The organism is Serratia sp. X10, assembly GCF_017811775.1.
Classification (GTDB): Bacteria; Pseudomonadota; Gammaproteobacteria; order Enterobacterales; family Enterobacteriaceae; genus Serratia; species Serratia ureilytica.
This window is the reverse complement of the sequence record NZ_JAEIOH010000003.1, coordinates 651,704-676,964: the sequence shown is the minus strand read 5'-3', so window position 1 is coordinate 676,964 and position 25,261 is coordinate 651,704. Positions and strand designations below refer to the sequence as shown.

Annotated in this window: 22 protein-coding genes; 12 read left to right on the top strand and 10 right to left on the bottom strand. The window is 60.5% G+C overall.

Features of this window, described 5'->3' with window-relative positions; translation table 11 throughout:
* The first annotated feature begins 59 nt into the window (after positions 1-59).
* The gene (locus J9788_RS13630) at positions 60-293 is read left to right on the top strand and encodes a type II toxin-antitoxin system Phd/YefM family antitoxin (RefSeq protein WP_004940455.1); all 234 of its coding nucleotides are present in this window, start codon (positions 60-62) and stop codon (positions 291-293) included.
* Complete coding sequence (locus tag J9788_RS13625; protein ID WP_033651066.1) at positions 290-676, top strand: type II toxin-antitoxin system VapC family toxin; 387 nt, start codon at positions 290-292, stop codon at positions 674-676. The genes J9788_RS13630 and J9788_RS13625 overlap by 4 nt, the downstream gene beginning before the upstream one ends.
* Here the strand turns inward: J9788_RS13625 and licT are convergent.
* The 3 genes from licT to sbcD form a co-directional block, all read right to left on the bottom strand.
* Positions 673-1,521, bottom strand: a complete 849-nt coding sequence (gene licT, locus J9788_RS13620; RefSeq protein ID WP_042783774.1) for a BglG family transcription antiterminator LicT — start codon at positions 1,519-1,521, stop codon at positions 673-675. The two genes, J9788_RS13625 and licT, sit on opposite strands and share 4 nt — an antisense overlap.
* Positions 1,522-1,752: 231 nt before the next feature.
* Complete coding sequence (gene sbcC, locus J9788_RS13615) at positions 1,753-5,004, bottom strand: exonuclease subunit SbcC (RefSeq protein ID WP_182265034.1); 3,252 nt, start codon at positions 5,002-5,004, stop codon at positions 1,753-1,755.
* The gene (gene sbcD / locus J9788_RS13610; RefSeq protein ID WP_046897543.1) at positions 5,001-6,233 is read right to left on the bottom strand and encodes an exonuclease subunit SbcD; all 1,233 of its coding nucleotides are present in this window, start codon (positions 6,231-6,233) and stop codon (positions 5,001-5,003) included. Before sbcD ends, sbcC begins: the two co-directional genes overlap by 4 nt.
* Before the next feature lie 215 nt (positions 6,234-6,448).
* On the opposite strand from sbcD, the gene phoB reads away from it, so the two are divergent.
* The 5 genes from phoB (at position 6,449) to proY (ending at position 12,738) form a co-directional block, all read left to right on the top strand.
* Positions 6,449-7,138 (top strand): phosphate response regulator transcription factor PhoB, encoded by a 690-nt coding sequence (gene phoB, locus J9788_RS13605; RefSeq protein WP_004940438.1) that lies wholly within the window; start codon positions 6,449-6,451, stop codon positions 7,136-7,138.
* A 24-nt stretch (positions 7,139-7,162) separates the two neighbouring features.
* Entirely contained in the window at positions 7,163-8,479 is a 1,317-nt protein-coding gene (gene phoR, locus J9788_RS13600; RefSeq protein ID WP_033642047.1) for a phosphate regulon sensor histidine kinase PhoR, read from the top strand.
* A 14-nt stretch (positions 8,480-8,493) separates the two neighbouring features.
* A complete protein-coding gene (locus J9788_RS13595; protein WP_042783778.1) occupies positions 8,494-9,456 on the top strand; it encodes a PstS family phosphate ABC transporter substrate-binding protein in 963 nt (320 codons plus the stop codon).
* Positions 9,457-9,941: 485 nt separating this feature from the next.
* The gene (brnQ, locus tag J9788_RS13590; RefSeq protein WP_015376824.1) at positions 9,942-11,258 is read left to right on the top strand and encodes a branched-chain amino acid transport system II carrier protein; all 1,317 of its coding nucleotides are present in this window, start codon (positions 9,942-9,944) and stop codon (positions 11,256-11,258) included.
* Positions 11,259-11,331: 73 nt separating this feature from the next.
* Positions 11,332-12,738 carry a proline-specific permease ProY gene (gene proY, locus J9788_RS13585; RefSeq protein WP_046897618.1) on the top strand — a complete coding sequence of 469 codons (1,407 nt, stop codon included), beginning with the start codon at positions 11,332-11,334 and terminating at the stop codon, positions 12,736-12,738.
* Between the two features lie 45 nt (positions 12,739-12,783).
* Here proY and J9788_RS13580 read toward each other — a convergent pair whose 3' ends face one another.
* From J9788_RS13580 to J9788_RS13565, 4 genes are all read right to left on the bottom strand, one after another.
* Complete coding sequence (locus J9788_RS13580) at positions 12,784-13,071, bottom strand: HigA family addiction module antitoxin (RefSeq protein ID WP_046897542.1); 288 nt, start codon at positions 13,069-13,071, stop codon at positions 12,784-12,786.
* Positions 13,071-13,349 (bottom strand): type II toxin-antitoxin system RelE/ParE family toxin, encoded by a 279-nt coding sequence (locus J9788_RS13575; protein WP_033651073.1) that lies wholly within the window; start codon positions 13,347-13,349, stop codon positions 13,071-13,073. Before J9788_RS13575 ends, J9788_RS13580 begins: the two co-directional genes overlap by 1 nt.
* Before the next feature lie 85 nt (positions 13,350-13,434).
* Positions 13,435-13,704, bottom strand: a complete 270-nt coding sequence (locus tag J9788_RS13570) for a hypothetical protein (protein WP_046897541.1) — start codon at positions 13,702-13,704, stop codon at positions 13,435-13,437.
* Between the two features lie 132 nt (positions 13,705-13,836).
* Positions 13,837-15,093 carry a mechanosensitive ion channel family protein gene (locus tag J9788_RS13565; RefSeq protein WP_046897540.1) on the bottom strand — a complete coding sequence of 419 codons (1,257 nt, stop codon included), beginning with the start codon at positions 15,091-15,093 and terminating at the stop codon, positions 13,837-13,839.
* Positions 15,094-15,339: 246 nt separating this feature from the next.
* On the opposite strand from J9788_RS13565, the gene malZ reads away from it, so the two are divergent.
* Entirely contained in the window at positions 15,340-17,163 is a 1,824-nt protein-coding gene (gene malZ, locus J9788_RS13560; protein ID WP_046897539.1) for a maltodextrin glucosidase, read from the top strand.
* Positions 17,164-17,216: 53 nt separating this feature from the next.
* On the opposite strand, the gene ggt is transcribed toward malZ, so the two are convergent.
* The 3 genes from ggt to J9788_RS13545 form a co-directional block, all read right to left on the bottom strand.
* Positions 17,217-18,980, bottom strand: a complete 1,764-nt coding sequence (ggt, locus tag J9788_RS13555; RefSeq protein WP_046897538.1) for a gamma-glutamyltransferase — start codon at positions 18,978-18,980, stop codon at positions 17,217-17,219.
* A 233-nt stretch (positions 18,981-19,213) separates the two neighbouring features.
* Positions 19,214-19,816, bottom strand: a complete 603-nt coding sequence (locus J9788_RS13550; protein WP_004940403.1) for a peroxiredoxin C — start codon at positions 19,814-19,816, stop codon at positions 19,214-19,216.
* Between the two features lie 229 nt (positions 19,817-20,045).
* Positions 20,046-20,627, bottom strand: coding sequence for an ACP phosphodiesterase (locus J9788_RS13545; RefSeq protein WP_046897537.1), 582 nt, complete (start codon positions 20,625-20,627; stop codon positions 20,046-20,048).
* A gap of 120 nt (positions 20,628-20,747) precedes the next feature.
* On the opposite strand from J9788_RS13545, the gene queA reads away from it, so the two are divergent.
* The 4 genes from queA to secD all read left to right on the top strand — a co-directional run bounded on the left by queA (position 20,748) and on the right by secD (position 25,253).
* A complete protein-coding gene (gene queA / locus J9788_RS13540; protein WP_004940394.1) occupies positions 20,748-21,818 on the top strand; it encodes a tRNA preQ1(34) S-adenosylmethionine ribosyltransferase-isomerase QueA in 1,071 nt (356 codons plus the stop codon).
* A gap of 72 nt (positions 21,819-21,890) precedes the next feature.
* Positions 21,891-23,015, top strand: a complete 1,125-nt coding sequence (gene tgt / locus J9788_RS13535; RefSeq protein WP_016928877.1) for a tRNA guanosine(34) transglycosylase Tgt — start codon at positions 21,891-21,893, stop codon at positions 23,013-23,015.
* Positions 23,016-23,048: 33 nt separating this feature from the next.
* Complete coding sequence (yajC, locus tag J9788_RS13530; protein ID WP_004940391.1) at positions 23,049-23,381, top strand: preprotein translocase subunit YajC; 333 nt, start codon at positions 23,049-23,051, stop codon at positions 23,379-23,381.
* A gap of 24 nt (positions 23,382-23,405) precedes the next feature.
* On the top strand, positions 23,406-25,253 hold the full coding sequence (secD, locus tag J9788_RS13525) for a protein translocase subunit SecD (RefSeq protein ID WP_072056030.1): 1,848 nt from the start codon (positions 23,406-23,408) through the stop codon (positions 25,251-25,253).
* Positions 25,254-25,261: the final 8 nt, after the last annotated feature.

Below are 25,261 nucleotides of genomic sequence, written 5' to 3'. Positions count from 1 at the left end.
GCTGTACAAAAACTGGACGGCGCTTTATGCTTTAGCTAACTTAGCTAAGGAGGACGCGTATGCCGATTCAGGCCAATATGCACGAAGCCAAATCCAATCTGAGCCAGTTGGCGGACAGAGCCGCGGAGGGAGAAACCGTGATTATTGCAAAAGCAGGGAAGCCGTACGTACAGCTGGTCGCCATCAAGGGGGAAGCGCGCCGCCCTGGCGCCGCCAAGGGCAGGTTCACCGTGCCGGCGGATTTCAACGCCGGGGATGCGGCCATTGCGGCGTTGTTTGAGGGCGATGAATGAAGCGCCTGTTGCTGGATACTCACGCGTTGCTGTGGTGGCTGATCGACGACGCCTGCCTGGGCGTGAACGCCAAAAGGCAGATCGCCGATCCGGGCAATGCGGTGTACGTTAGCGCGGCCAGCATTTGGGAGATCTCGATCAAGCAGGCGCTGGGCAAACTGGCGCTGCCGGAAGACATCTTTGCGATCATCGAGGCCGAGGATTTTCTGTCGTTGCCGATGGACGCCTTTCACTGCCAACAGGCCGGGCAGCTGCCGCCCCATCATCAAGATCCTTTCGATCGCATGCTGATCGCACAGGCGCAGGCCGAGGGGCTGACGCTGATTTCCGCCGACGCGGTGTTTCCGCAGTACGGCGTGCGGGTGGCGGACGCCCGCCGTTAAGCCGGCTTTTCCTCGCTTTCGCTGCGCACCCGTTCGATATGAATGGTCAGAAACATCATCTCTTCCGTGGTGAGCTGATGCTGATAGTGCTTTTCGATGTGGCGGTTGATCTTGCCGGCGCAGGCGAATGACTCGCGGTACTTCTCTTTCACCACCTGATACAGCGAGTCGTCGTCGCTGTCGACGTAGTTTTTCCCCAGCAGCCGTTGGGCGAAGAATTTCAAGTGGGTGACGAACCGGTGGTAGCTCAGGGATTCCTCGTTGTAATCAAAGCGGAAATGGTATTTGACCAGGTTGAGGATCTCTTGCATCACGCGGGTAATGTGCAGCGTGTTGTGCATCTCGTCGTTAAGCTGGGCGTTGACCAGGTGCAGGGCGATAAATCCGGCTTCGTCCTCCGGCAACGCGGTATCCAGCCGCTGTGCGATCAGGGCCAGCGCCTCCAGCCCGACGGCGAATTCGGCGGGATAGAGTTTTTTAATCTCCCATAGCAACGCATTTTTGATATCCAGCCCTTGCGCATGGCGCTGCAGGGCAAAGTGGATGTGATCGGTCAGCGTGATGTAGACGATGTTATGCAGCTTGCCCGGCAGGCGTTCGCGGGCGAGAGTAATAATCCTGTCGGCAGTGGTGACGCAGGCCAGCGGGATCTCGGCGAGCAGCTCTTTATAGCGCTCGGCGATTTCTCCGCCGTTATGGGTGAAGACCTTTTCGATCAGGCTTTCGTCCAGCGTATCGCCGGGCTTCTTTTTAAAGCCGATTCCTTTTCCCATCACCACCGTCTCTGCCTGACGGTCGTCCAGCGTAATCACCACGTTATTATTGAGTATTTTAGCGATTTTCATGGTTTTTCCCGGTGTTTCAGCATCCTGAAAACGAAAAAACCTGACGCCCGGAAGCGATCCCGGGCGTCAGGTTTTGCCTGTATTTTATCTTTCTGCCCTGCGGCCTGAGCGGCGGAGGGGATACAGTAACAATCCTGTTATGCTGGCATAATAACCCGTGCCCGCCGCGGCTCAACGCTTTTCACCGCGGAGTGCCGCCGCGGTCACACTTCTGCGCCGCAAGCCGCGGGATCATTCCAGCCTGAAGTGCGCCTCCAGCCGGCTGACGCCGAGCCCGTTGACCTTTTTCACCTTGATCTGCACCGGAATGCGTTCTTTCATCGCCTCGACGTGGCTGATCACGCCGATGGTTTTGCCGGAGGCGTTCAGGCTGTCCAGCGCATCCAGCGCGGTGTCGAGGGTTTCGGCGTCCAGCGTGCCGAAGCCTTCGTCGAGGAACAGCGAGTCGATGCTGGTTTTATGGCTGACCAGATCGGACAACGCCAGCGCCAACGCCAGGCTGACCAGGAAGCTCTCGCCGCCGGACAGGGTGCGGGTATCGCGCAGCGCGTCCGCCTGCCAGGTGTCCACCACCTGCAGCTCCAGCGCATCGCTGGTCTTACGCTGCAGCAGGTAGCGCCCGTGTAGCCGGCCGAGCTGCCGGTTGGCCAGATAGACCAGATGATCGAGCGTCAGCCCCTGAGCGAAGCGACGGAACTTGTCGCCTTCTTTCGAGCCGATCAGCTGGTTGAGGTAGCTCCAGTCGTCGTAGTCTTGCTGGCTGCGGGTGATTTGCTCGAACAGCGCCTGCTGATTGAGGCGGCGGGCGGCGTCGCTTTCCAGCTGATTGCGCAGTTCGCCCTGACGCAGCTGCAACGTTTTCAACTGCTGTGCCAGCTCGGCCAGCGATTGAGTGAGCGCATCGATATCCGCATTGGCCTCATCCAGCCCTTCAGGACGGTGCTGCCGATGCTGCTCCAGCGTTTGCGTTGCCTGTGTCAGCAGGGCGGCGGCCTCCACCTGTCGCTGTTGCAGCCGCTCTTTGCGCTGCTGCAATTCGCGGCGCAGGGCGTCGTCCAGCAGCGCGGCGGCGAAGGCGGTTTCATCGGCGAACTCGCTGTCGGCCAGCGCCTGCTGCCACTGCTGCTGCGCCTGCTGCAGCCGCTCCTGCATCTGGGTGAGCTGTTGTTGCAGCCCGGTCTGCTGGCCGGCCAGGCGTTCGCGCAATTCCTGCGCCTTTTGCCACTGCTCGGCGGCCTGAACGCTGGCCTGTTCGCAGGCGATTTGTTTGGCACGCAGCTGTTCGCGCACCTGAGCCACCTGCTGTTCGCCGAACAGCGCCAGCCGCTGCGCACGCCGTTCAGCGAGGGTTTTCTCGCCTTCTTGCCAGCGTTGTTGCAGCTCTTGCTGCTGTTGCAGGTTGTCGGCGTGGGCTTTTTGCAGCAGCGTAAAGCGTTCTTCGAGCAACGCCAGCTGTTGCTGCGTCTGCTGCTGCTGCGTTTGCAGAGCGATGAGCGCGTCTTTCGCCTGCTGTACCGCCTGCGCCGCCTGTTCATGCTGCTGCAACGCCTGTTGCCCGCGCCGTTCTTCGTCGTCGCAGCCGTTCAGCCAGGCGCTGAGTTGCTCGCTATCCGCCAGCGTAAAGTCGAACGCCAGCGGTGCGCTGAGCTGTCGCCACTGCTGCTGTTGGGCAGCCAGCTGCTGTTCATCCTGCGCGATGGTTTGCTGCTGGCGCTGCAACTGCTGTTGCAGGTTGTCGTAACGGGCTCGCAGCTCGACGCCTTGTTTTTGCAATGCTTCGGTCTGGACTTTCATTTGCTCCAGACGTTGCGCAGTTTCCGACAGTTTTACCTCTTGATATTGTTCTACCGCCGGATGCTCGCATGAGCCGCACAGCGGGCAGGGGGCGCCGGGTTGCAAACGGGCGCGCTCGGCCTCAAGACCCACGATCCGTTGTTCCAGCGCATAGGTTTTTTCAACATCGGCCTGGTGCGCTTTCTGCTGCTTAAATTGCTGACGGATAAGTTCTAGCTGTGGTTCCAGCTGGATCAGTTCATGTTGACCGATGTTTAGCTCTTGCCGCTGTTGTTCCAGCCGTTTAACGATTTGCTGCGACAAAGAGGATAGAGTAAACAGCTGCTGACGCGTCGGGCGCAGATCTGCCAGGGCGCTCAGGCGCTGGCGCAGCGGGGCCAGCGGCGTTTTCGCCTCCAACGCCTGCTGCTGTTGCTGTTGAGCGGCCAGCGCTTCGTTCAGCGCATTCAACTGCTGCTGATGCTGTGCGCCCTGTGCCGTCAGCTGGCTGTGTTGGACGGTGAGCTGCTCCAGCGCTGTCTGCTTTGCGGCGCACTGCTGCGCGGCGGCATCGCCGGCCTGTCGCCGCTCGGTCTGGGTCGATAGCAGTTGGGCTATCTGATGATCGAGCGGGGCGACCTGCTCGTCAATCAGCTGTTGCTGTTGCCGCATATGCTCGGCATGGGTTTGCTGCGCCTGGCGAGTTTTCTCCACCGCCTGCTGCAGCGGGGTCAACTGCGCTGACTGCTGTTCCTGCTGCTGCGCCAGTAGAGCCGCTTGCTGCTGTATCGTCTGCAGCTCGGCGCGGCAGCGATCGCGATCACCGCGCAGCGGCCGCAATTTCTCGGCCGGCTCGCTGAGCGCCAGCCGCTGCAGCTGTGGGGCGGCCTCCGCTTGCTCGCGCTGGGCGGTGTCCAGCCGCAATTGCCCCTCGTTTTGCTGTTGCCGGAGGCGTTGCCATTGCTGTAGCCAGCTCAGCGCCTGTTGCTGCCGCTGGGTTTGCTCGCCGAGGGCGCTTTCCTGCGTGCTCAGCGCCGCCAGCTGTTCGGTCAGAGACTGGCGCTGCTCGTCGTTCAGCAGTTCGATGCCGCTGGCGCGTTGGTGCAACGCATCCAGGTCAGTTTTGGCCTGCTTGTGCGACTCGAACACCTGCTCGGACAGCCGCCCATAGATTTCGGTGCCGGTCAGCTCTTCCAACAGCTCGGCGCGATCGTTGGCGTCGGCGTTGAGGAAGGCGGCGAACTGCCCCTGAGACAGCATCATCGATTTGGTGAAGCGGCCGAAGTCCAGCCCGGTGATGGCGGCGGTGAGCTCCAGCTTGTCGCGCACTTTGTCCGCCAGGATCTTGCCGTCCTCGCGGCGCGCCAGTTCGACCTTCGGCGCCTGCAGGTTGCCGTCCGGCGCATTTTTGGCGCGGCGCTGGCTCCAGAAGGCGCGATAGCCGACGCCCTTGACCTCGAACTCGACCTCCGCCAGCGACTCGGCGGTGTGGCGGGTCATCAGCTCATTCTGGCTCGGCGTGACGTTGAGGCGCGGCGTCTGGTGATACAGCGCCAGGCAAATGGCGTCCAGCAGGGTGGTTTTGCCCGCGCCGGTCGGGCCGGTAATGGCGAACAGACCGTTGCTGGCGAAAGGCTCGGCGGTGAAGTCAATTTTCCATTCGCCCTGCAGCGAGTTGAGGTTTTTTAACCGCAGGCTGAGGATCTTCATGAATTCGTCTCCTCGGCGTTGCGCTGCACCGCCTCGACCACCTGGCAGAACATCTGGCGCATCCGCTGTTGGCGCGTTTCGGGCATCTCAGCCTCCTGCGCCAACCTGCGTTCGAACACCTCGTTGACGCTCAGCTCGTTCAGCGTTTCCTTATCCTGCTGCGCAATCGCCTGGCGGCGCTGCTCTTTGCTGCGCCGCAGCAGCACCACTTCCACCGGCAGCTCATCCGCCAGCAGCTGGATGCGGCGTTGGATATCGCTGAGGTAGTCCTGCGTCGCCACTTCGATATCCAGCCACACCGGCAGCTCGCCGGCATAGTCGGCAAATTGCCGCAGTTGCCGTTCGATCTCGGCCAGATCGCCTTTGATCAGCTGCATGGGCTGGAACTGCGGGATCGTTAACGCGTCAACCCGCTGCAGGGCGCCGTCGGCGAAATCCACCAGGAAGACGCTTTTGGCTTTGCCCAGCTCATCGAAGCTGAGCGGGATCGGCGAGCCGCTATAGCGAATATGCTCCGATTTGGCGACGTTCTGCGCGCGGTGAATGTGACCCAGCGCGATATAGTCGGCGGGCGGGAAGGCCTGCGCCGGGAAGGCGTCTAGGGTGCCGATATAGATGTCGCGCACCGAGTCGGAGGTGGTGACGCCGACGGTGGTCAGGTGGCCGGTGGCGACGATCGGCAACGGCAAGCCCAGCTGGTCGCGGCGCTCGCAGGCCGCCTGATACAGCGTCTGATAATGTTCGGCGATGGCTTCCTGCAGCGCCTGCTGCTTCTGCGCGCCGGATTCGCCGGCGCGGCTGGTGAGCAGATCGCGCGGCCGCAGGAACGGAATGGCGCACAGCACCGCGCCCGGCTGGCCGTCGCGCCGGTTCAGCACCACGATTTGCTGTTCCGGGGCGCCCTGCGCGCTGGCGATCACCGTGGTGTTCAGGCAGGAGAGCAGCTCACGCGATTCGTTCAGCGTCGCCACCGAGTCGTGGTTGCCGCCCAGCACCACCAACTGGCAGCCGGTGCGCTGCAGTTCCACCACGAAGCGGTTGTACAGCTCGCGGGCATAGCTGGGCGGTGAGCCGGTATCGAACAGATCCCCGGCGACGATCAGCGCATCCACCTGTTGCTGTTCGATCTGTTCGATCAGCCAGTTCAGAAAAGCCTGGTGCTCGGCGGCGCGGCTTTTGGTGAAAAAGTACTGGCCAAGGTGCCAGTCAGAGGTGTGGATCAGGCGCATGACACTCCCGGATGCAAAGATAATGGCGATGATTATAAAGGCCGCGGCGGCGGCTGTCCCGGCGCAATGATGATGACAACCGGATGATTTTTCTTTACTGCGGGAAATAATCGCTATGCTTACTGCCTATAACAGCCGGTTTTTTTCATAAAAGTGTCACAAAACTGACGCATAATGGCGCCCGAAAAGTCGCTAACACATTGGCAGGATTGACGATGGCAAGACGCATACTGGTGGTGGAAGACGAAGCGCCGATCCGTGAGATGGTGTGCTTTGTGTTGGAACAAAATGGTTACCAACCGTTGGAAGCCGAGGATTATGACAGCGCCGTGACGCGTCTGTCTGAGCCGTTCCCTGATTTGGTGTTGCTTGACTGGATGTTGCCCGGGGGGTCCGGCATTCAGTTTATCAAACATATGAAGCGCGAAGCGCTGACCCGCGATATCCCGGTGATGATGTTGACCGCGCGCGGCGAAGAAGAAGACCGGGTGCGCGGCCTGGAAGTGGGGGCGGATGATTACATCACCAAGCCGTTCTCGCCCAAGGAGCTGGTGGCGCGCATCAAGGCGGTCATGCGCCGCATTTCACCGATGGCGGTGGAAGAGGTGATTGAAATGCAAGGGCTGAGCCTGGATCCGTCCTCCCACCGCGTGATGGCGAACGATCAGGCGCTGGACATGGGGCCGACCGAGTTCAAGCTGCTGCACTTCTTTATGACCCACCCGGAGCGGGTTTATAGCCGTGAGCAGTTGCTTAATCACGTCTGGGGCACTAACGTTTATGTGGAAGACCGTACCGTTGACGTGCATATCCGTCGGCTCCGCAAGGCGTTAGAAACCAGTGGGCATGATAAAATGGTTCAAACCGTTCGGGGCACCGGCTACCGGTTCTCAACGCGCTACTGATCGCGCCGCGCTGGAGAATATGCCGTGTTAGAACGTCTGTCGTGGAAGAGGCTGGCTCTGGAGCTGGCTCTTTTTTGTTTGCCCGCCTTACTGTTGGGGCTGATTTTCGGTTATCTGCCCTGGTTCCTGCTGGCTTCCGCGCTGGCTGCGCTGGTGTGGAATTTCTACAACCAGCTCAAACTCTCCCATTGGCTGTGGATCGACCGCAGCATGACGCCGCCGCCCGGCCGCTGGAGCTGGGAGCCGCTGTTTTATGGCCTGTATCAGATGCAGCAGCGCAATCGCCGCCGCCGGCGCGAGCTGGCGCTGCTTATCAAGCGCTTTCGCAGCGGGGCCGAATCGCTGCCTGACGCGGTGGTGATGACCACCGTCGAGGGCAACATCTTCTGGTGCAACGGGCTGGCGCAGCATTTGCTCGGCTTCCGCTGGCCGGAAGACAACGGCCAGCACATCCTTAACCTGTTGCGTTATCCGGAATTTAGCCACTATCTGCAACAGCAGGAGTTTTCGCGTCCGCTGACGCTGCAGTTGAACAACGAACACTACGTCGAATTTCGCGTGATGCCGTATTCCGAAGGGCAGTTGCTGATGGTGGCGCGCGACGTCACCCAGATGCGCCAGCTGGAGGGCGCGCGGCGCAACTTCTTCGCCAACGTCAGCCATGAGCTGCGCACGCCGCTGACGGTGCTGCAGGGCTACCTGGAGATGATGGGCGACGAAGAGCAGGACGGTTCGCTGCGCAGCAAGGCGCTCAGCACCATGCAAGAGCAGACCCGCCGGATGGACGGGCTGGTCAAGCAGCTGCTGACGCTGTCGCGCATCGAGGCGGCGCCCAATGTCGACATGAACGAGCGGGTGGATATCCCGCTGATGCTGCGGGTGTTGCAGCGCGAGGCGCAATCGCTGAGCGGCGGCAATCATGAGATCACTTTCCGGGTGAACGAACAGCTCAACGTGTTCGGCAATGAAGACCAGTTGCGCAGCGCGGTGTCTAATCTGGTGTACAACGCGGTCAACCACACGCCGAAGGGCACCCATATCGAAGTGAGCTGGCAACAGACGGCGCAGGGTGCGCAGTTCCAGGTCAGCGACAACGGGCCGGGCATCGCCGCCGAACACCTTCCGCGCCTGACCGAGCGTTTTTATCGCGTCGACAAGGCCCGCTCGCGCCAGACCGGCGGCAGCGGGCTGGGACTGGCGATCGTCAAGCACGCGCTCAGCCATCACGACGCGCGGCTGGAGATCCTCAGCGAACCGGGGATCGGCACCCGCTTTATCTTTACCTTGCCCAATCGGTTGATTGTTCCCGCCGCTTTATCAGAGAATGCGGTGAAAAATTAACGCGAGACACCGGTATGACCCGAATAACCCGAGGGCTGTTGCTTTGCCTGGCGCTGCTGGCCGGACGCGGCGCGCTGGCGCAGCCTGACGGCATGTTGGCGGGCAACCTGTCCAGCGTCGGTTCCGACACGCTGGCGAATCTGATGGCGCTGTGGGCGCAGGATTTCAGCCAGCATTATCCCAACGTCAACTTGCAGATCCAGGCCGCCGGCTCCTCGACCGCGCCGACCGCGTTGGCCGCGGGCGCCGCGCAGCTCGGCCCGATGAGCCGGCCGATGAAGGCGGCCGAGATCTCGGCATTCGAACACCGTTACGGCTATGCGCCGCTGGCGGTGCCGGTAGCGGTGGATGCGCTGGTGGTATTGGTGCATCAGGATAATCCGCTGCGCGGCCTCAACCTGCAGCAGCTCGACCGCATTTTCTCCGCCACCCGGCGCTGCGGCGAAAGCCAGCCGCTGACGCGCTGGGGCGAGCTGGGTCTGCGCGGCGACTGGGCGTCGCGTTCGCTGCAGCGCTTTGGCCGCAACTCGGCGTCCGGCACCTATGGCTACTTCAAACTGCGCGCGCTGTGCGGCGGCGATTTTATGCCGCGCGTCAATGAGCTGCCCGGCTCTGCCTCGGTGGTGCAGGCGGTGGCCGGTTCGCTCAACGGCATCGGCTATGCCAGCATCGGCTTTCGCGCCAGCGGCGTGCGGCTGCTGCCATTGGCGGAATCGGGAGAGGACTATGTCGCGCCTACCGCCGCCAACGTGCGCAACGATCGCTACCCGCTGTCGCGCTATCTGTATATCTACATCAACAAAGCCCCCCATCAACCGCTGGAGCCGCTGACCGCCGCATTCCTCGATCGCGTGCTGTCGACACCAGGCCAAAGCCTGGTCAACCACGACGGCTATCTGCCGCTGCCGCCGGCCACCTTGCAGAAGACCCGTCAGGCGCTGGGGCTGCCACCGCTCGCGCCGGCCATGGCGCAATAAGCGACAAAAAACGGCGTAATTTTCACCTTTTTTTATGGCGAAACGAAGCTCATACCACGCGAGAATCGGCTTTTTATTAGCGATTTCGAGCGGTAAAGCGATATATGCTTCACGTTTTGTGAATTCGTTGTTCAAAAATGATACAAATCATGTAGTGTATATTTATTGATAGCCAATATGATCGACTGGTGGCTAAAGTTTATATGGTCGATAGCTCTGCTTTTCGCCGTGCGTCTTGCCTTGAAGCGCTATAAACGTTTACCTTAGCCTTCGTTGTCGGATTAAACCTCCATTTTTATAACTCCTAAAATTTTGCCCATCTTTATGAGCGGCCACTTTCGAATAGGGACATAAACGCCGGATCGTCTGCGTTTAGGGTGCTTATTTGGCGCGGCGACGATCGGGCATGCCGGCAACCGGGTGGGGCGTCACGCCACCACGCTATCGGACACTATTTTTCATTTGAACAGGCAACACGACATCGTATGAGTCATCGTTTAACGTCAAAAGATATCCTGGCACTGGGCTTTATGACCTTTGCCTTATTCGTCGGGGCCGGGAACATCATCTTCCCGCCGATGGTCGGTTTGCAGTCCGGTGAACACGTCTGGACTGCGGCGCTGGGCTTCCTGATCACCGCCGTGGGCCTGCCGGTCATCACCGTCATCGCGCTGGCGCGCGTCGGCGGCGGCATCGACGCCCTCAGTTCGCCAATCGGCCGCGGCGCCGGCTTGCTGCTGGCGACCGTCTGCTACCTGGCCGTCGGCCCGCTGTTCGCGACGCCGCGTACCGCCACCGTGTCCTTCGAAGTGGGCATCGCCCCGCTGACCGGCGACGGCGCCATGCCGCTGTTCATCTACAGCCTGGTGTACTTCGCGCTGGTGATCGGCATCTCTCTGTATCCGGGCCGCCTGCTCGATACCGTCGGCCATGTGCTGGCGCCGCTGAAGATCGTCGCGCTGGCCGTACTGGGCATCGCCGCGCTGCTGTGGCCTGCCGGCGCGCCGATTCCGGCGACGACGGCTTATCAGAGCGTGCCTTTCTCCTCCGGCTTCGTTAACGGCTATCTGACCATGGATACGCTGGGCGCGCTGGTGTTCGGCATCGTTATCGTCAACGCGGCGCGCTCGCGCGGCGTGAAAGACGCCGGCCTGTTGACCCGTTACACCATTCTGGCCGGTTTGATCGCCGGCGTGGGCCTGACGCTGGTGTACCTGAGCCTGTTCAAGCTGGGTTCCGGCAGCGGCGCGCTGGTGCCTGACGCCACCAACGGCGCGGTGATCCTGCACGCTTACGTTCAGAACACCTTCGGCGGTCTGGGCAGCTTCTTCCTGGCGGCGCTGATCTTCATCGCCTGCATGGTGACCGCGGTAGGCCTGACCTGCGCCTGCGCCGAGTTCTTCGCGCAATACCTGCCGTTCTCCTATAAGACGCTGGTGTTTATTCTGGGCCTGTTCTCGATGGTGGTGTCCAACCTCGGCCTGAGCCACCTGATCCAGATCTCCATTCCGGTGCTGACCGCGATTTACCCGCCGTGCATCGTGCTGGTGGTGCTGAGCTTCACCCTGCGTTGGTGGCACAGCGCGCCGCGCATCATCGCGCCGGTGATGCTTGTCAGCCTGTTGTTTGGTATCCTTGACGCGGTGAAAGCGTCCAGCTTCCAGCAGCTGCTGCCGGCCTGGACCACTCACCTGCCGCTGGCGGAGCAGGGGTTGGCATGGTTGCCGCCTTCGCTGCTGATGCTGGTGCTGGTCGCGATTTATGATCGGGTGTGCACGCGTTCCCAAGTGACCGCGCACTGATAATCCCCCGGCTTAATCTAGGGCCACGGACATGTCCGTGGCTTTTTTACGTTTAAAACTATGGGTCATTTTCATGCAACAACAGTCACCCACCACTGTCCCCGACAATAAGCTGAAACGCGGCCTCAGCACGCGTCATATCCGCTTTATGGCGTTGGGGTCGGCCATCGGCACCGGGTTGTTCTACGGCTCGGCGGACGCCATCAAAATGGCCGGCCCGAGCGTGCTGCTGGCTTACCTGATCGGCGGCATCGTGGCCTTCATCATCATGCGCGCACTGGGGGAGATGTCGGTCAACAACCCGCAGGCCAGCTCGTTTTCCCGCTACGCGCAGGACTACCTCGGCCCGATGGCGGGTTACATCACCGGCTGGACCTACTGCTTTGAGATCCTGATCGTCGCCATTGCCGACGTGACCGCCTTCGGCATTTATATGGGGGTCTGGTTCCCGGAAGTGCCGCACTGGATCTGGGTGCTGAGCGTGGTGCTGATCATCGGCGCCATCAACCTGATGAGCGTCAAGGTGTTCGGCGAGCTGGAGTTCTGGTTCTCGTTCTTCAAGGTCGCCACCATCATCATCATGATCGTGGCTGGCATCGGCATCATCATCTGGGGCATCGGCAACGGCGGGCAACCGACGGGCATTCATAACCTGTGGTCGAACGGCGGCTTCTTCAGCAACGGCTTTATCGGCATGATCCTGTCGCTGCAGCTGGTGATGTTCGCTTACGGCGGCATTGAAATCATCGGCATCACCGCCGGCGAAGCCAAGGATCCGAAAAAATCGATTCCGAAAGCCATCAACTCGGTGCCGTGGCGCATTCTGGTGTTCTACGTCGGCACGCTGTTCGTCATCATGTCTATCTACCCGTGGAACCAGGTGGGCACCAACGGCAGCCCGTTCGTGCTGACTTTCCAGCATATGGGCATCACCGTGGCGGCGGGCATCCTCAACTTCGTGGTGATTACCGCTTCGCTGTCGGCGATCAACAGCGACGTGTTCGGCGTCGGCCGCATGCTGCACGGCATGGCCGAGCAGGGCCATGCGCCGAAGATGTTCAGCAAGGTGTCGAAACGCGGCATTCCCTGGGTGACGGTGGTCGTGATGATGCTGGCGCTGCTGCTGGCGGTATACCTCAACTACATCATGCCGGAGAGCGTGTTCCTGGTGATCGCCTCCCTGGCGACCTTCGCCACCGTGTGGGTGTGGATCATGATCCTGTTCTCGCAAATCGCCTTCCGCCGCAGCCTGAGCAAAGAGCAGGTGAAGCAGCTGGCGTTCCCGCTGCGCGGCGGGGTGTTCACCTCGGTGGTGGCGATCGTGTTCCTGGTGTTCATCATCGGTCTTATCGGCTACTTCCCGACCACGCGCGTCTCGCTGTACGCCGGCCTGGTCTGGGTAGTGTTGCTGTTGGCGGGGTACTGGTTCAAAGTCAACCGCCAGAAAAAACGCGCGCTGCTGGCGACGCAGCAAGACTAAATGGAAAAACACCGGCTGAGGCCGGTGTTTTTTTAGGGGCAGGCGTCAAGAGAAGTCCAGCTTGCGCAGTTTGGAAACGTCGATGGACTGCCTGGCCTGCCACAGGTCGTAAGCATCTTGCATTCCCATCCAGACCTGTTCGGAACTGCCTATTACGATGGACAGGCGGATGGCCATTTCCGGCGAGATATCGGATTTACCGCTGATCAGGCGTTGAACCGTAGACGGCGCGACGTCCAATGCTTTGGCCAGCGCGCGCGCGCTGAGATTCAGCGTTTCCATGGTTTCTTTGATCAACTCGCCAGGATGAGGAGGATTATGCATGCGGTTCATTAGTGATAGTCCTCATAATTCACGATATAAACATCACCCTCGACCAGTTCAAACGTGATGCGCCAGTTACCGGTCACGGTGACGGACCATTGCCCATTGCGAGCGCCCGTTAGCGGATGCAAGAAGAAGCCGGGTAAATCCACGTCATCAATCACTTTCGCTAAATCCAGCACGCTCAGCCGCAGCGCGATTTTTTTCGCCTGTTTGGCGTCGATACCTGCTGTTGAACCGGTTTCGAAAAACTTTTTGAGTCCCTTATGCTTGAAGCTTCTTATCATCCTGATGGCTCCATGAGTGTTGCGCTATACGCATCATAGTAGGGTGTTGCGTATCACGCAACAAATTGGGGCGTTTTTTAACCCACTATGTCTGGCGTTTTTCTTCCGCTTCATCATCCCCGGCGGCGCGCGCTTCGATGCGTATGCCGCCGTCGTTCAGGCGTTCCTCCTCTTCCTCGCCGGCGCAGCGCGCCAGCACTTCGCGAATGTCCTGCAGGTTGCTGCTGAGGGCGCTCAACGAAGGTTGCAGATTGCGGGGCATGCGGCTTTCATCCAGCAAAGCGTTGTGCAGGCAGCCGATAAACAGCAGCGTGGCCATCAGGGTGAACAGCCGATGACGTAACCGTTTCAGCAAGAGCTTTCCCTCTCGGTGGTGAAGGTGATGCCGCATTAACGCCGTTTTCGCCGGGGAAAAGAAGGGGATGGAGATATCTGCTGGCAATTGAAAGCGAATAATTACCAGCAGACACAGTTACGTCAGCCGACGTCAGGAAGCGTTCGCGCTTTGTCGCAGCATGCCGCGCAGGTCGTTGCCGGTCGGCGTCTGATGCACGCGCAGGCCGAACTCGTCGATCACCGCCAGGATATGGTCGAAAATATCCGCCTGAATGCTTTCATACTCCGCCCAGACCGTGGTGTTGGTGAAGGCGTAGATTTCCAGCGGCAGGCCCTCCGGCGTCGGCGCCAGCTGGCGCACCATCAGCGTCATGTTTTGGTGAATGCGCGGGTGAGCGCGCAGGTAGGCTTCCAGATAGGCGCGCAGCGTGCCGAGGTTGGTCAGGCGGCGGCCGTTGAGCGGCGAGGCCAGATCGACGGCGATCTCCTGGTTGTGCTGGCTCAGTTCCTGGGTCTTAACGTTCAGGTAGCTGTGCAGCAGCGGGTTGCGCTGCAGGCGGCGCTGTTCCTCTTCCGACAGGAAGTGCACGCTGCCGGTGTCGATATTCAAACTGCGCTTGATGCGGCGCCCGCCGGATTCCGACATCGAACGCCAGTTTTTGAACGAGTCGGAGATCAGCGCGTAGGTCGGTATGGTGGTGACGGTGTTGTCCCAGTTACGCACTTTGACCGTGGTCAGGCCGATGTCGGTGACCGCGCCGTCGGCGCCGTATTTCGGCATTTCCAGCCAGTCGCCGATCTTCAGCATGTCGTTGGCGGAGAGCTGAATGCCGGCCACCAGCCCGAGGATCGGATCCTTGAACACCAACATCAAGACCGCCGTCATGGCACCCAGGCCGCTGAGCAGCAACAGCGGCGATTTGCCCATCAGCAGCGAGACGATCATGATGCCGATCAGGATCGCCGCCACCAGTTTCAGGCCCTGGAAAATGCCGCGCAGCGGCAGCTGATTGGAAATCGGGCTTTGGCGCAGCAGCGCCAGCAGCGTATCCAGCAGCGAGAACAGCGACAGCAGGGTGAAGGCGAGTATCCACACCTGCGCCGCGGTAACGATCACCGCCTGAGTCTGGCTGCCGCTCTGCAGCCACAGCGTCGCCTGAATGCTGATGATCACCCCTTGCAGCAGCAGCGCCACGCGCTGGAACAGTTTGTATTGGGTGATGGCCTGTTGCCAGACGCGCTGCGACTGCTGGCCGCGGCGCTGAAGGGCGGCCAGCACCACCCGGTGCAGCACCAGGTGGATCACCACCGAGATCAGGACGATCAACCCCAAGACCATCAACAGCGACATCACTCCGCCGAATTCCAAACCAAATTGTTCCAGCCAGCGCGTTATCTGTTGTTGCATTACCGCTCCTTAAAAAATGCGCAAAAAATATCCTGTATGCTCAAAACGCGTTAGCCTAAGGGGTAACGTGCAGGATTTGTGCCTGTTTACCTTTTTTTACATCGAGTTAGCGTTATTTTTCGGTCTCCGCCCCCTGGCTCATCCCTGGGTTTTGCGGTCAGAGAGGAGGGGGAGTTGCACTTAACGTGGCATTGTTCGCTTCTTGAAGAATGCCGTCGATTTCGTTTGGTACAGCAGGAGAACAGTATGCTTAACGCCTGGCATCAACCGGTTCCGCCTTTTGTGGTGAAGCAAGGGCAACGTTTGGATATCACGCTGTGGTTACAAGGGGATGAACTGCCGGAACGGGTGTTTTTGCGCGCCGAACCGGACAATGAAGAGTGGCTGCTGGTGATGAAAGCGCAGCGTCACGAGGGGATGCGGCGCTACCAGGCCAGCCTGACGCTGAATGAGGGCGAGCCGACGCGGCGATACTGCTTCAAGCTGCTGTGGGCCGATCGCCAGCAGTGGTTCGGGCCGCAGGGCTGGTCGCCAACGCCGCCGGGCCAGCTGGCGCAATTCGCCGTCGACGAACCTGACAACGGCCCTGAGTGGGTGGCGGATCAGCTGTTCTACCAGATTTTCCCCGATCGCTTCGCCAGCAGCGGCGGCGAGCACGGCATCCAGAGCGGCAGCTACCGCCATCACGCGGCCGGCGCTGAGGTGATCCGGCGCGACTGGCAGCATCCGCTGGAGGATAGCCACGCCGCTTCGACCTTTTACGGCGGCGATCTGGACGGCATCTGCGCCAAACTGCCGTACCTGCAGCAGTTGGGCGTGACGGCGCTGTACCTGAACCCGATTTTTACCGCGCCGAGCGTGCATAAGTACGATACCGAGGATTATTACCAGGTCGATCCGCACTTCGGCGGCAACGCGGCGCTGCAGCGTTTGCGAGTGAGCACTCACAAGGTAGGCATGAAACTGGTGCTGGACGGGGTGTTCAACCACACCGGCGACTCGCATCCGTGGTTCGACCGCCATCGCCAAGGGCAAAACGGCGCCTGCCACCACCCCGATTCGCCGTATCGCGGCTGGTTCAACTTCTACCCGGACGGCCGCGCGCTCGACTGGAAGGGCAACGCCAGCCTGCCGAAGCTCAACTTCGCCGAGCCGCAGGTGGCGGAAGCGATTTATCAGGGCGAAGGCAGCGTGGTGCGCCATTGGCTGCGCCCCCCGTACAGCATCGACGGTTGGCGGCTGGACGTGGTGCATATGCTGGGGGAGAACGGCGGCGCTGCCGGCAACCTGCGTCACCTGGCGGGCATCTATCAGGCGGTGAAGCAGGAGAATCCGCAGGCCTACGTAGTGGGCGAGCACTTCGGCGACGCGCGTCGCTGGCTGCACGCCGGCGTGGAGGATGCGGCGATGAACTACATGGGCTTCGCGCTGCCGGTGCGGGCTTTTTTAGCGGGGCTGGACGTGGCCTATCACCCGGTGCGGCTGGACGCTGCCGGATGCGCACAGTGGATGGACGGCTACCGCGCCGGGTTGCCGCATGGCCGCCAGCTGATCCAGTTCAACCAATTGGACAGTCACGATACCGCGCGTTTCCTCACGCTGTTGCAGGGGAACGCGGCTCGCATGCAGATGGCGGCGGTGTGGCTGCTGAGCTGGATTGGCGTGCCTTGTCTCTACTACGGCGATGAAATTGGTCTGGACGGCGGCAACGATCCGTTCTGCCGCAAGCCGTTCCCGTGGGACGTCGGCGACTGGGACCGGCCGCTGTTGGCGCTGTTCCAGCGCATGGCGGCGCTGCGTAAACAGAGCCTGGCCTTGCGCCGTGGCGGCTGCCAGGTGTTGTACGCCAGCGGCGAAACGCTGGTGTTCGTGCGCCTGTATCAGCAGGAGCAGGTGTTGGTGGCGCTGCAGCGCGACGGCTGCGGCCAGGCGCAGTTGCCGCATAACCCGCTGTTGGCGCGCGGCCCGTGGCGGCGTGTGGAAGGGCGGGGAGAGTTGAGCGAAACGGCGGGTGGGTTGCGCCTGCAGCTGGCGGAAGAATCGGCCACCGTGTGGCGCTGTGAAGGCTAAGGGAACTGCGGGGGCCGAAGGGCCCCCGCGATTAAGGTGAGTGGGCGTTTACATCAGTAACCGACCGCGGAGCCTGCCGGGCGACGCACGTCGTTGGCGCCGTACAGGTAACCTTCGCGCACTTTGCCGGAAACCGCCGAATCGTTACCGGAGTTGGCCGGGGTGACGCCCGCCGCGCCTGGCAAGCCGACCAGAATCAGTTCGGCGGCGCCCCACGGCGTTTGTTCGCCCATCTTATAGCCCATGCCGCTCAGTAGTTTTAGCGTATCGGCGGAAACGCCGCGCTGTTCGTAGTACACCTCATCCGGCAGCCATTGGTGATGGATGCGCGGCGCGTCCACCGCTTCCTGCGGCGCCATGCCGTGGTCGATCACGTTCAACGCGGTCTGCAGGGTGATGGTGATGATGCGCGAACCGCCAGGCGAGCCCAGCACCATAAAGATCTTGTTGTCCTTGGTCACCAGCGTCGGGCTCATTGACGATAGTGGGCGCTTACCGGGGGCAATGCTGTTGGCGGTGCCCTGCACCAGCCCGTACAGGTTTTTCTCGCCCACTTTCACCGTAAAGTCGTCCATCTCATCGTTGAGGAAGAAGCCGGTGCCCGGCGCGATCACCACGGCGCCGAAGCGGCCGTTGACGGTATAGGTGGTGGAGACCGCGTTGCCGTCGTGATCGACGATCGAATAGTGGGTGGTTTCCGGTTTCTCATGCGGTTCCATGCCGGGCTGCACGTTTTCCGACGGCGTGGCCTTGTCCGCGACGATTTTCTTGCGGATCTGCTCGGCGTAGCTCTTGCTCACCAGCCGGTCGATCGGGTTCTTGATGAATTCCGGGTCGCCGAGGTAGGTGTTGCGGTCCATGTAGGCATGGCGCATCGCCTCGGTCATGGTGTGAATGGCCGCCGCCGAGTTGAAGCCCATGCTTTTCAGGTCATAGCCTTCCACCACGTTGAGGATTTCGCACAGCGTCACGCCGCCGGAGCTGGGAGGCGGCGCCGAGACGAACTTGTAGCCGCGATAGCTGCAGGTGATCGGTGGGGTTTCGGTGACTTTATAGTTGGCGAAGTCGGCCGCCGTCAAAATGCCGCCGCCCTGTTTGGCCGCCGCCTCTACCGCCTGCGGGATCTTGCCTTTGTAGAAGGCGTCGGTTCCCCCTTTGGCGATGGCTTCCAGCGTATTGGCCAGATCGGTTTGCACCAGTTTGTCCCCCGGCTGCAGCGGGCTGCCGTCCGGGCGCAGGAAGATTTTGGCCGACTCGGGATCCTGTTTGAAACGTGCAACGGTGGTGTCGAGAATATCGGTATCGGCGCGGGTCAGCACAAAGCCTTCGCGCGCCAGCCTGATCGCCGGCGCCAGCACCTGTTCGCGGCTCAGTTTGCCGTACTTCTCACGTGCGGTTTCCATCCCCAGCACGGTGCCCGGCACGCCCGCCGCCAGATAGCCGTACAGGCTGGCATCTTTCTTCACCTTGCCGTCGGCATCCAGATACATGTTGGCGCTGGCCGCCGCCGGTGCGGTTTCGCGGAAGTTGATGAAGGTGTCGGTGCCGTCCGCCAGGTGGACGGTCATAAAGCCGCCGCCGCCGATGTTGCCGCAGCAGGGGTTAACCACCGCCTGCGCGTAGCCGACCGCCACGGCGGCGTCGATGGCGTTGCCGCCCATTTTCAGAATATCCACGCCGACCTGCGAGGCCAGGTGCTGCGAGGTGACCACCATGCCGTTTTTGGCTTCCACCGCCGGGTTAGACGCCGCATACAGGCTGCCGCTGACCAGCAGCGCCGCCATGGTCAGGGGTTTGCTCCATTTCTGTAAAAACATAGTTATTCCTACCCTGTCAGTTTTTTATTGTGTTGTGTTTGCTTGCCGTTACTCGCTTGCAAAGCGCGAGCCAGCGTTATTGATAGTAGTCGCAGATGGGCGCACGCGCGGCGATCAGGGTAGGAAATGTGAGCGGAAACAGGGAAATAAAGCACTGAAGGTGGGCATATTGCCCTAAAAAGGGGCACAAAAAAACCGGCCCGTGGGCCGGTTGATTCACTATCAGGCTGAAATTACAGCTTGGCAGCGTTTTCAGACAGGTATTTTGCTACGCCGTCTGGGGAAGCGCCCATACCTGCTTTGCCTTTTTCCCACTGAGCCGGGCACACTTCACCGTGCTCTTCGTGGAATTGCAGCGCGTCAACGGTACGGATCATTTCGTCGATGTTACGGCCGATTGGCAGGTCGTTAACAACCTGAGCACGCACGATGCCGTCTTTGTCGATCAGGAAGGAGCCGCGCAGCGCAACGCCGGCTTCCGGGTGTTCGATGCCGTAAGCTTTCTGGATTTCACGCTTAACGTCAGCAACCATTGCGTATTTCACTTCACCGATGCCGCCTTTGTCGACAGGGGTTTTACGCCATGCGTTGTGAACGAATTCTGAGTCGAAGGAAACGCCAACCACTTCAACGCCACGCTTCTGGAACTCTTCATAGCGGTGATCGAAAGCGATCAGCTCGGAAGGGCATACGAAGGTGAAGTCCATTGGCCAGAAGAACAGCACGGCAGGTTTGCCGTTCAGGTGCTTCTTCAGGTTGAAGTTTTCAACGATTTCGCCGCTACCCAGTACGGCAGCTGCAGTGAAGTCAGGGGCTTGACGAGTTACCAGGACCATAATTACTCCTGTAATAGGTGTTAAAGGGTGGATGTAAAAACAAGGGCCAGTATAGGGGCCGTGACTTGGTGAATAAAGGGTAAAAGACCAATCGATGAGATAGCTTTCACCTATCAAAGTCGTTGATATAATTTATCGAGCTTTAAAAATAACCTTTTCCCACAAAAGGGCAAGCGGCAAAACGTAAATTCTTGCAAGGCGCTGCAATTTCAAACGCTTGGGCTTGACCTCAGAGCGTTTTATCCTTCGCCTGCCGCATCATTTGCGGGTAAAACTGCCAGAACTGTGTTTCAAGCTGATGATAATGCCGCTCGACGTCGGCGAACGAGCCGGCCAGCGCCTCAAGACGCGGACGGCGGCTGGCCATGCCCTGCAGCACTCGGGCGATGAACGGCAATTCGGCGTAGCGTTCCAGCCAGCGCTCCGGCCACAGATAGCCGTTCAGGTTCTGAAAACGCGGCGGCGTGAGCGGCAGGTAAGGTTCGATCTGGCTGCGGGCTTCCTGGGTGAACTGGTGCAGATCGCGCGAAGGCTCCAGCTGCTGCCAGTGGCGCGCCAGAAAATGGTCCCACACCACGTCGAGGGTAATTGGCGCCACGCGGCGGTAGGGGGCGCTGAAATAGTCGCGGCAGGCTTTCACCTGCGGCAGGCTGTCGGTCAGCACGTCGACGCGGCGGTGCATCATGATGCCGGCTACGACCTCGGGCTGGTAGTCGGCGGCGGGGTTGCCGCGCACGAAATCGGCCAGCAGGTTGCCCAGCAGCGAGCTGTCCGCCAGCATGGCCAGGTGAAGATGAGCGAGAAAATTCATCCCTCAACTATACCCGAAGTCAGGCAAATCCTCCTTATTTCTTGCCGCTGACCGCCCCCGGCTTTAGACTAGGCCGCCTGTTTTTTACCAACCAGTCTTAAATTGAAGAAGTGAATACCCATGCGCGTCGCTGATTTTTCGTTTGAACTTCCCGAATCCCTGATTGCCCACTATCCCCAGGCCGAGCGCAGCGCATGCCGCCTGCTGCAGCTGGACGGGCCGAGCGGGGCGCTGACGCACGGCGTATTCACCGATCTGCTGGACAAGCTGGAAGCCGGCGATCTGCTGGTGTTCAACAATACCCGCGTGATCCCGGCGCGCATGTTCGGCCGCAAGGTCAGCGGCGGCAAGATTGAAGTGCTGGTGGAGCGCGTGCTGGACGACCATCGCGTGCTGGCGCACGTGCGCGCGTCGAAAGCGCCCAAGCCGGGCGCCGAGCTGCTGCTGGGGGATGACGAGAGCATCGCCGCCACCATGGTGGCGCGCCACGAGACGCTGTTCGAGCTGCGCTTCAACGACGAACGCGATGTCTTCACCATTCTCAACGCGGCCGGCCATATGCCGCTGCCGCCTTATATCGCTCGCCCGGATGAAGACGCCGACCGCGAACTGTATCAGACGGTCTACAGCGAGAAGCCGGGCGCGGTCGCCGCGCCGACCGCCGGTCTGCACTTCGACGAACCGCTGCTGGCGGCGTTGCGCGCCAAGGGCGTTGAAATGGCGTTTGTGACGCTGCACGTCGGCGCCGGCACCTTTCAGCCGGTGCGCGTGGAAACCATCGAAGATCACGTGATGCACGCCGAATACGCCGAAGTGCCGCAGGAGGTCGTGGATGCGGTGCTGGCCTGCAAAGCGCGCGGCAAGCGCGTGGTGGCAGTGGGCACCACCTCGGTGCGTTCGCTGGAAAGCGCCGCGGCGGCCAGCAAAGAGGCGCTGATTGCGCCGTTCTTCGGCGACACCAGCATCTTTATCTATCCGGGTTACCACTATCAGGTGATCGACGCGCTGGTAACCAACTTCCACCTGCCGGAGTCCACCCTGATCATGCTGGTGTCGGCTTTCGCCGGCTACAAAAATACCATGAACGCCTATCAGCAGGCGGTGGCCGAGCAGTATCGCTTTTTCAGCTACGGCGATGCGATGTTCATCAGCCGTAATCCGCAGGCGGAAAACGAGTCTGTCGGCGGTTAATTTCCCGGGCTGCGCCCACGGCGCGGCCCCGTTTCAACGACATCAGACTGTTTCTCTGATGCTGGAGGCTTTGTGAAGTACGAACTACAAACTACCGATGGCCGCGCACGCCGCGGCCGCCTGATTTTCGACCGCGGCGTAGTGGAAACCCCGGCCTTTATGCCGGTCGGTACCTACGGCACGGTCAAGGGCATGACGCCGGAAGAAGTGAAAGAGACCGGCGCGCAGATCCTGCTGGGCAACACCTTCCACCTGTGGCTGCGCCCTGGCCAGGAGATCATGAAGCTGCACGGCGATCTGCACGATTTCATGCAGTGGCCGGGCCCGATCCTCACCGACTCCGGCGGTTTCCAGGTGTTCAGCCTGGGGGCGATGCGCAAGATCAAAGAGGAAGGCGTGTACTTCCGCAACCCGATCAACGGCGACAAGGTGTTCCTGAGCCCGGAAAAATCGATGGAAATCCAGTATGACCTGGGTTCCGACATCGTGATGATCTTCGATGAATGCACGCCGTACCCGGCGGACTGGGACTACGCCAAGCGCTCGATGGAAATGTCGCTGCGTTGGGCGCAGCGCAGCCGCCAGCGTTTCGACGAGCTGGAAAATAAAAATGCGCTGTTCGGCATCATTCAGGGCGGCGTTTACGAAGATTTACGTGATGTTTCAGTAAAAGGGCTGGTGGATATCGGCTTTGATGGGTACGCTGTGGGCGGCTTGGCTGTAGGCGAGCCGAAAGAGGATATGCATCGCATTCTTGAACACGTTTGCCCGCAAATTCCGGAAGATAAGCCACGCTATTTGATGGGCGTCGGCAAGCCGGAAGATTTGGTGGAAGGCGTGCGCCGCGGCATCGACATGTTCGACTGCGTCATGCCGACCCGCAACGCCCGCAACGGCCATCTGTTCGTGACTGACGGTGTGGTAAAAATCCGTAATGCCAAGCACAAGGATGATACTTCTCCGCTGGATAAGGACTGTGATTGCTACACGTGTCGCCATTACAGCCGCGCCTACTTGCACCATCTCGACCGTTGCAACGAAATATTGGGTGCTCGACTGAACACAATTCATAACCTGCGTCACTACCAGCGCCTGATGGCGGGTTTACGCCAGGCTATCGAAGAGGGTAAATTAGAGCAGTTTGTTGCGGATTTCTATGGTCGGATCGGCAAGCCGATTCCGCCTTTAAACGCTTGATCTAATAATTGATAACTTAATGAGGGAATTTCAATGAGCTTTTTCATTTCTGACGCCGTCGCATCCGCAGGGGCTCCGGCTCAGGGAAGCCCGTACTCTCTGATCATTATGCTGGTGGTGTTCGGCCTGATCTTCTACTTCATGATCCTGCGCCCACAGCAGAAGCGCGCGAAAGATCACAAGAAGCTGATGGACTCCATCGGTAAAGGCGACGAAGTGCTGACCACCGGCGGCCTGATCGGTCGCGTGACCAAAGTGGCCGACACCGGCATCATCGCCATCGCGCTGAACGACACCACGGAAGTGATGATCAAGCGTGACTTCGTGGCGGCCGTTCTGCCGAAAGGTACCATGAAGGCCCTGTAATCTTTTTTCCCTAAGGGAATTGCCGTGCTAAACCGTTATCCTTTGTGGAAGTATCTGATGTTGATCGTCGTGATCCTCGTCGGTCTGCTTTATGCGCTTCCCAACATCTACGGTGAGGATCCGGCCGTACAAATCACTGGCGCGCGCGGCGTCGCCGCCAGTGAAACTACGCTGGACCAGGTCCGTACCGTATTAGAAAAAGACAACATCGCGAGCAAGTCGATTGCGCTGGAAAATGGCGCCATCCTGGCTCGCTTTAAAGATCCTGACGTTCAGCTGCGCGCCCGCGAAGCGCTGGTGACCGAGCTGGGTGACAAATTCGTCGTGGCGCTGAACCTGGCGCCGGCCACGCCGACCTGGCTGGCCATGCTGGGCGCAGAGCCGATGAAACTCGGCCTGGACCTGCGCGGCGGCGTGCACTTCCTGATGGAAGTGGACATGGACACCGCGCTGAGCAAGCTGCAGGAACAGACCATGGATACCCTGCGCAGCGAGCTGCGCGAGAAGGGCATTCCTTACGCGTCTATCCGCAAGCTGGACAATAACGGCGTGGAAGTTCGCTTCCGCGACGATGCGGCCCGTGACCAGGCCATCAGCTACATCGGCCCGCGTCAGCGCGATCTGGTGCTGTCCGCCAATGGCGCCAACACCCTGAAAGCCAGCCTGACGGACGCCCGTCTGAGCGAAGCGCGCGAATACGCCGTCCAGCAGAACATCACTATCCTGCGTAACCGCGTTAACCAGCTCGGCGTTGCCGAACCGCTGGTGCAGCGCCAGGGCTCTGACCGCATCGTGGTCGAGCTGCCGGGCATTCAGGACACCGCGCGCGCCAAAGAAATTCTGGGCGCTACCGCGACCCTGGAATTCCGTCTGGTGAACACCAATGCGGACGCCACTGCGGCGGCCAACGGCCGCGTGCCGGGCGATTCCGAGGTGAAGTACACCCGTGACGGCCAGCCGATCGTGCTGTACAAGCGCGTGATCCTGACCGGTGACCACATCACCGACTCCACCTCGAGCACCGACGAATACAACCAGCCGCAGGTTAACATCTCGCTGGACAGCGCCGGCGGCACGTCGATGTCCAACTTCACCAAGGACAACATCGGCAAGCCGATGGCGACCCTGTTCGTGGAGTATAAGGACAGCGGCAAGAAAGACGCCAACGGCCGTGCGGTGCTGGTGAAACAGGAAGAAGTGATCAACGTGGCGAACATTCAGTCGCGTCTGGGCAACAGCTTCCGCATCACCGGCATCGGCAACCCGAACGAAGCGCGTCAGCTTTCGCTGCTGCTGCGCGCGGGTGCGCTGATTGCGCCGATTCAGATCGTTGAAGAGCGCACCATCGGTCCAACCCTGGGTCAGCAGAACATTACCCAAGGTCTGGAAGCCTGTCTGTGGGGCCTGGTGGCGTCCATCGTCTTCATGGTGGTCTGGTACCGTAAATTCGGCGTGATCGCCACCACGGCGCTGGTCGCCAACCTGGTGCTGATCGTCGGCGTGATGTCCCTGTTGCCGGGGGCGACGCTGACCATGCCGGGCATTGCCGGGATCGTGTTGACGCTGGCGGTGGCGGTCGACGCCAACGTACTGATTAACGAACGTATCAAGGAAGAGCTGAAGAACGGCCGGTCCGTTCAGCAGGCGATCCATGAGGGCTATAAAGGCGCGTTCTCCAGTATCGTCGACGCCAACATCACCACCCTGATCACCGCGGTCATCCTGTACGCAGTCGGCACCGGTTCGATCAAGGGCTTTGCGATCACCACCGCTATCGGTGTGGCGACGTCCATGTTCACCGCGATTGTCGGTACCCGTGCCATCGTCAACCTGCTTTACGGCGGCAAACGCATTAACAAGCTGTCTATCTGAGGAGTGCG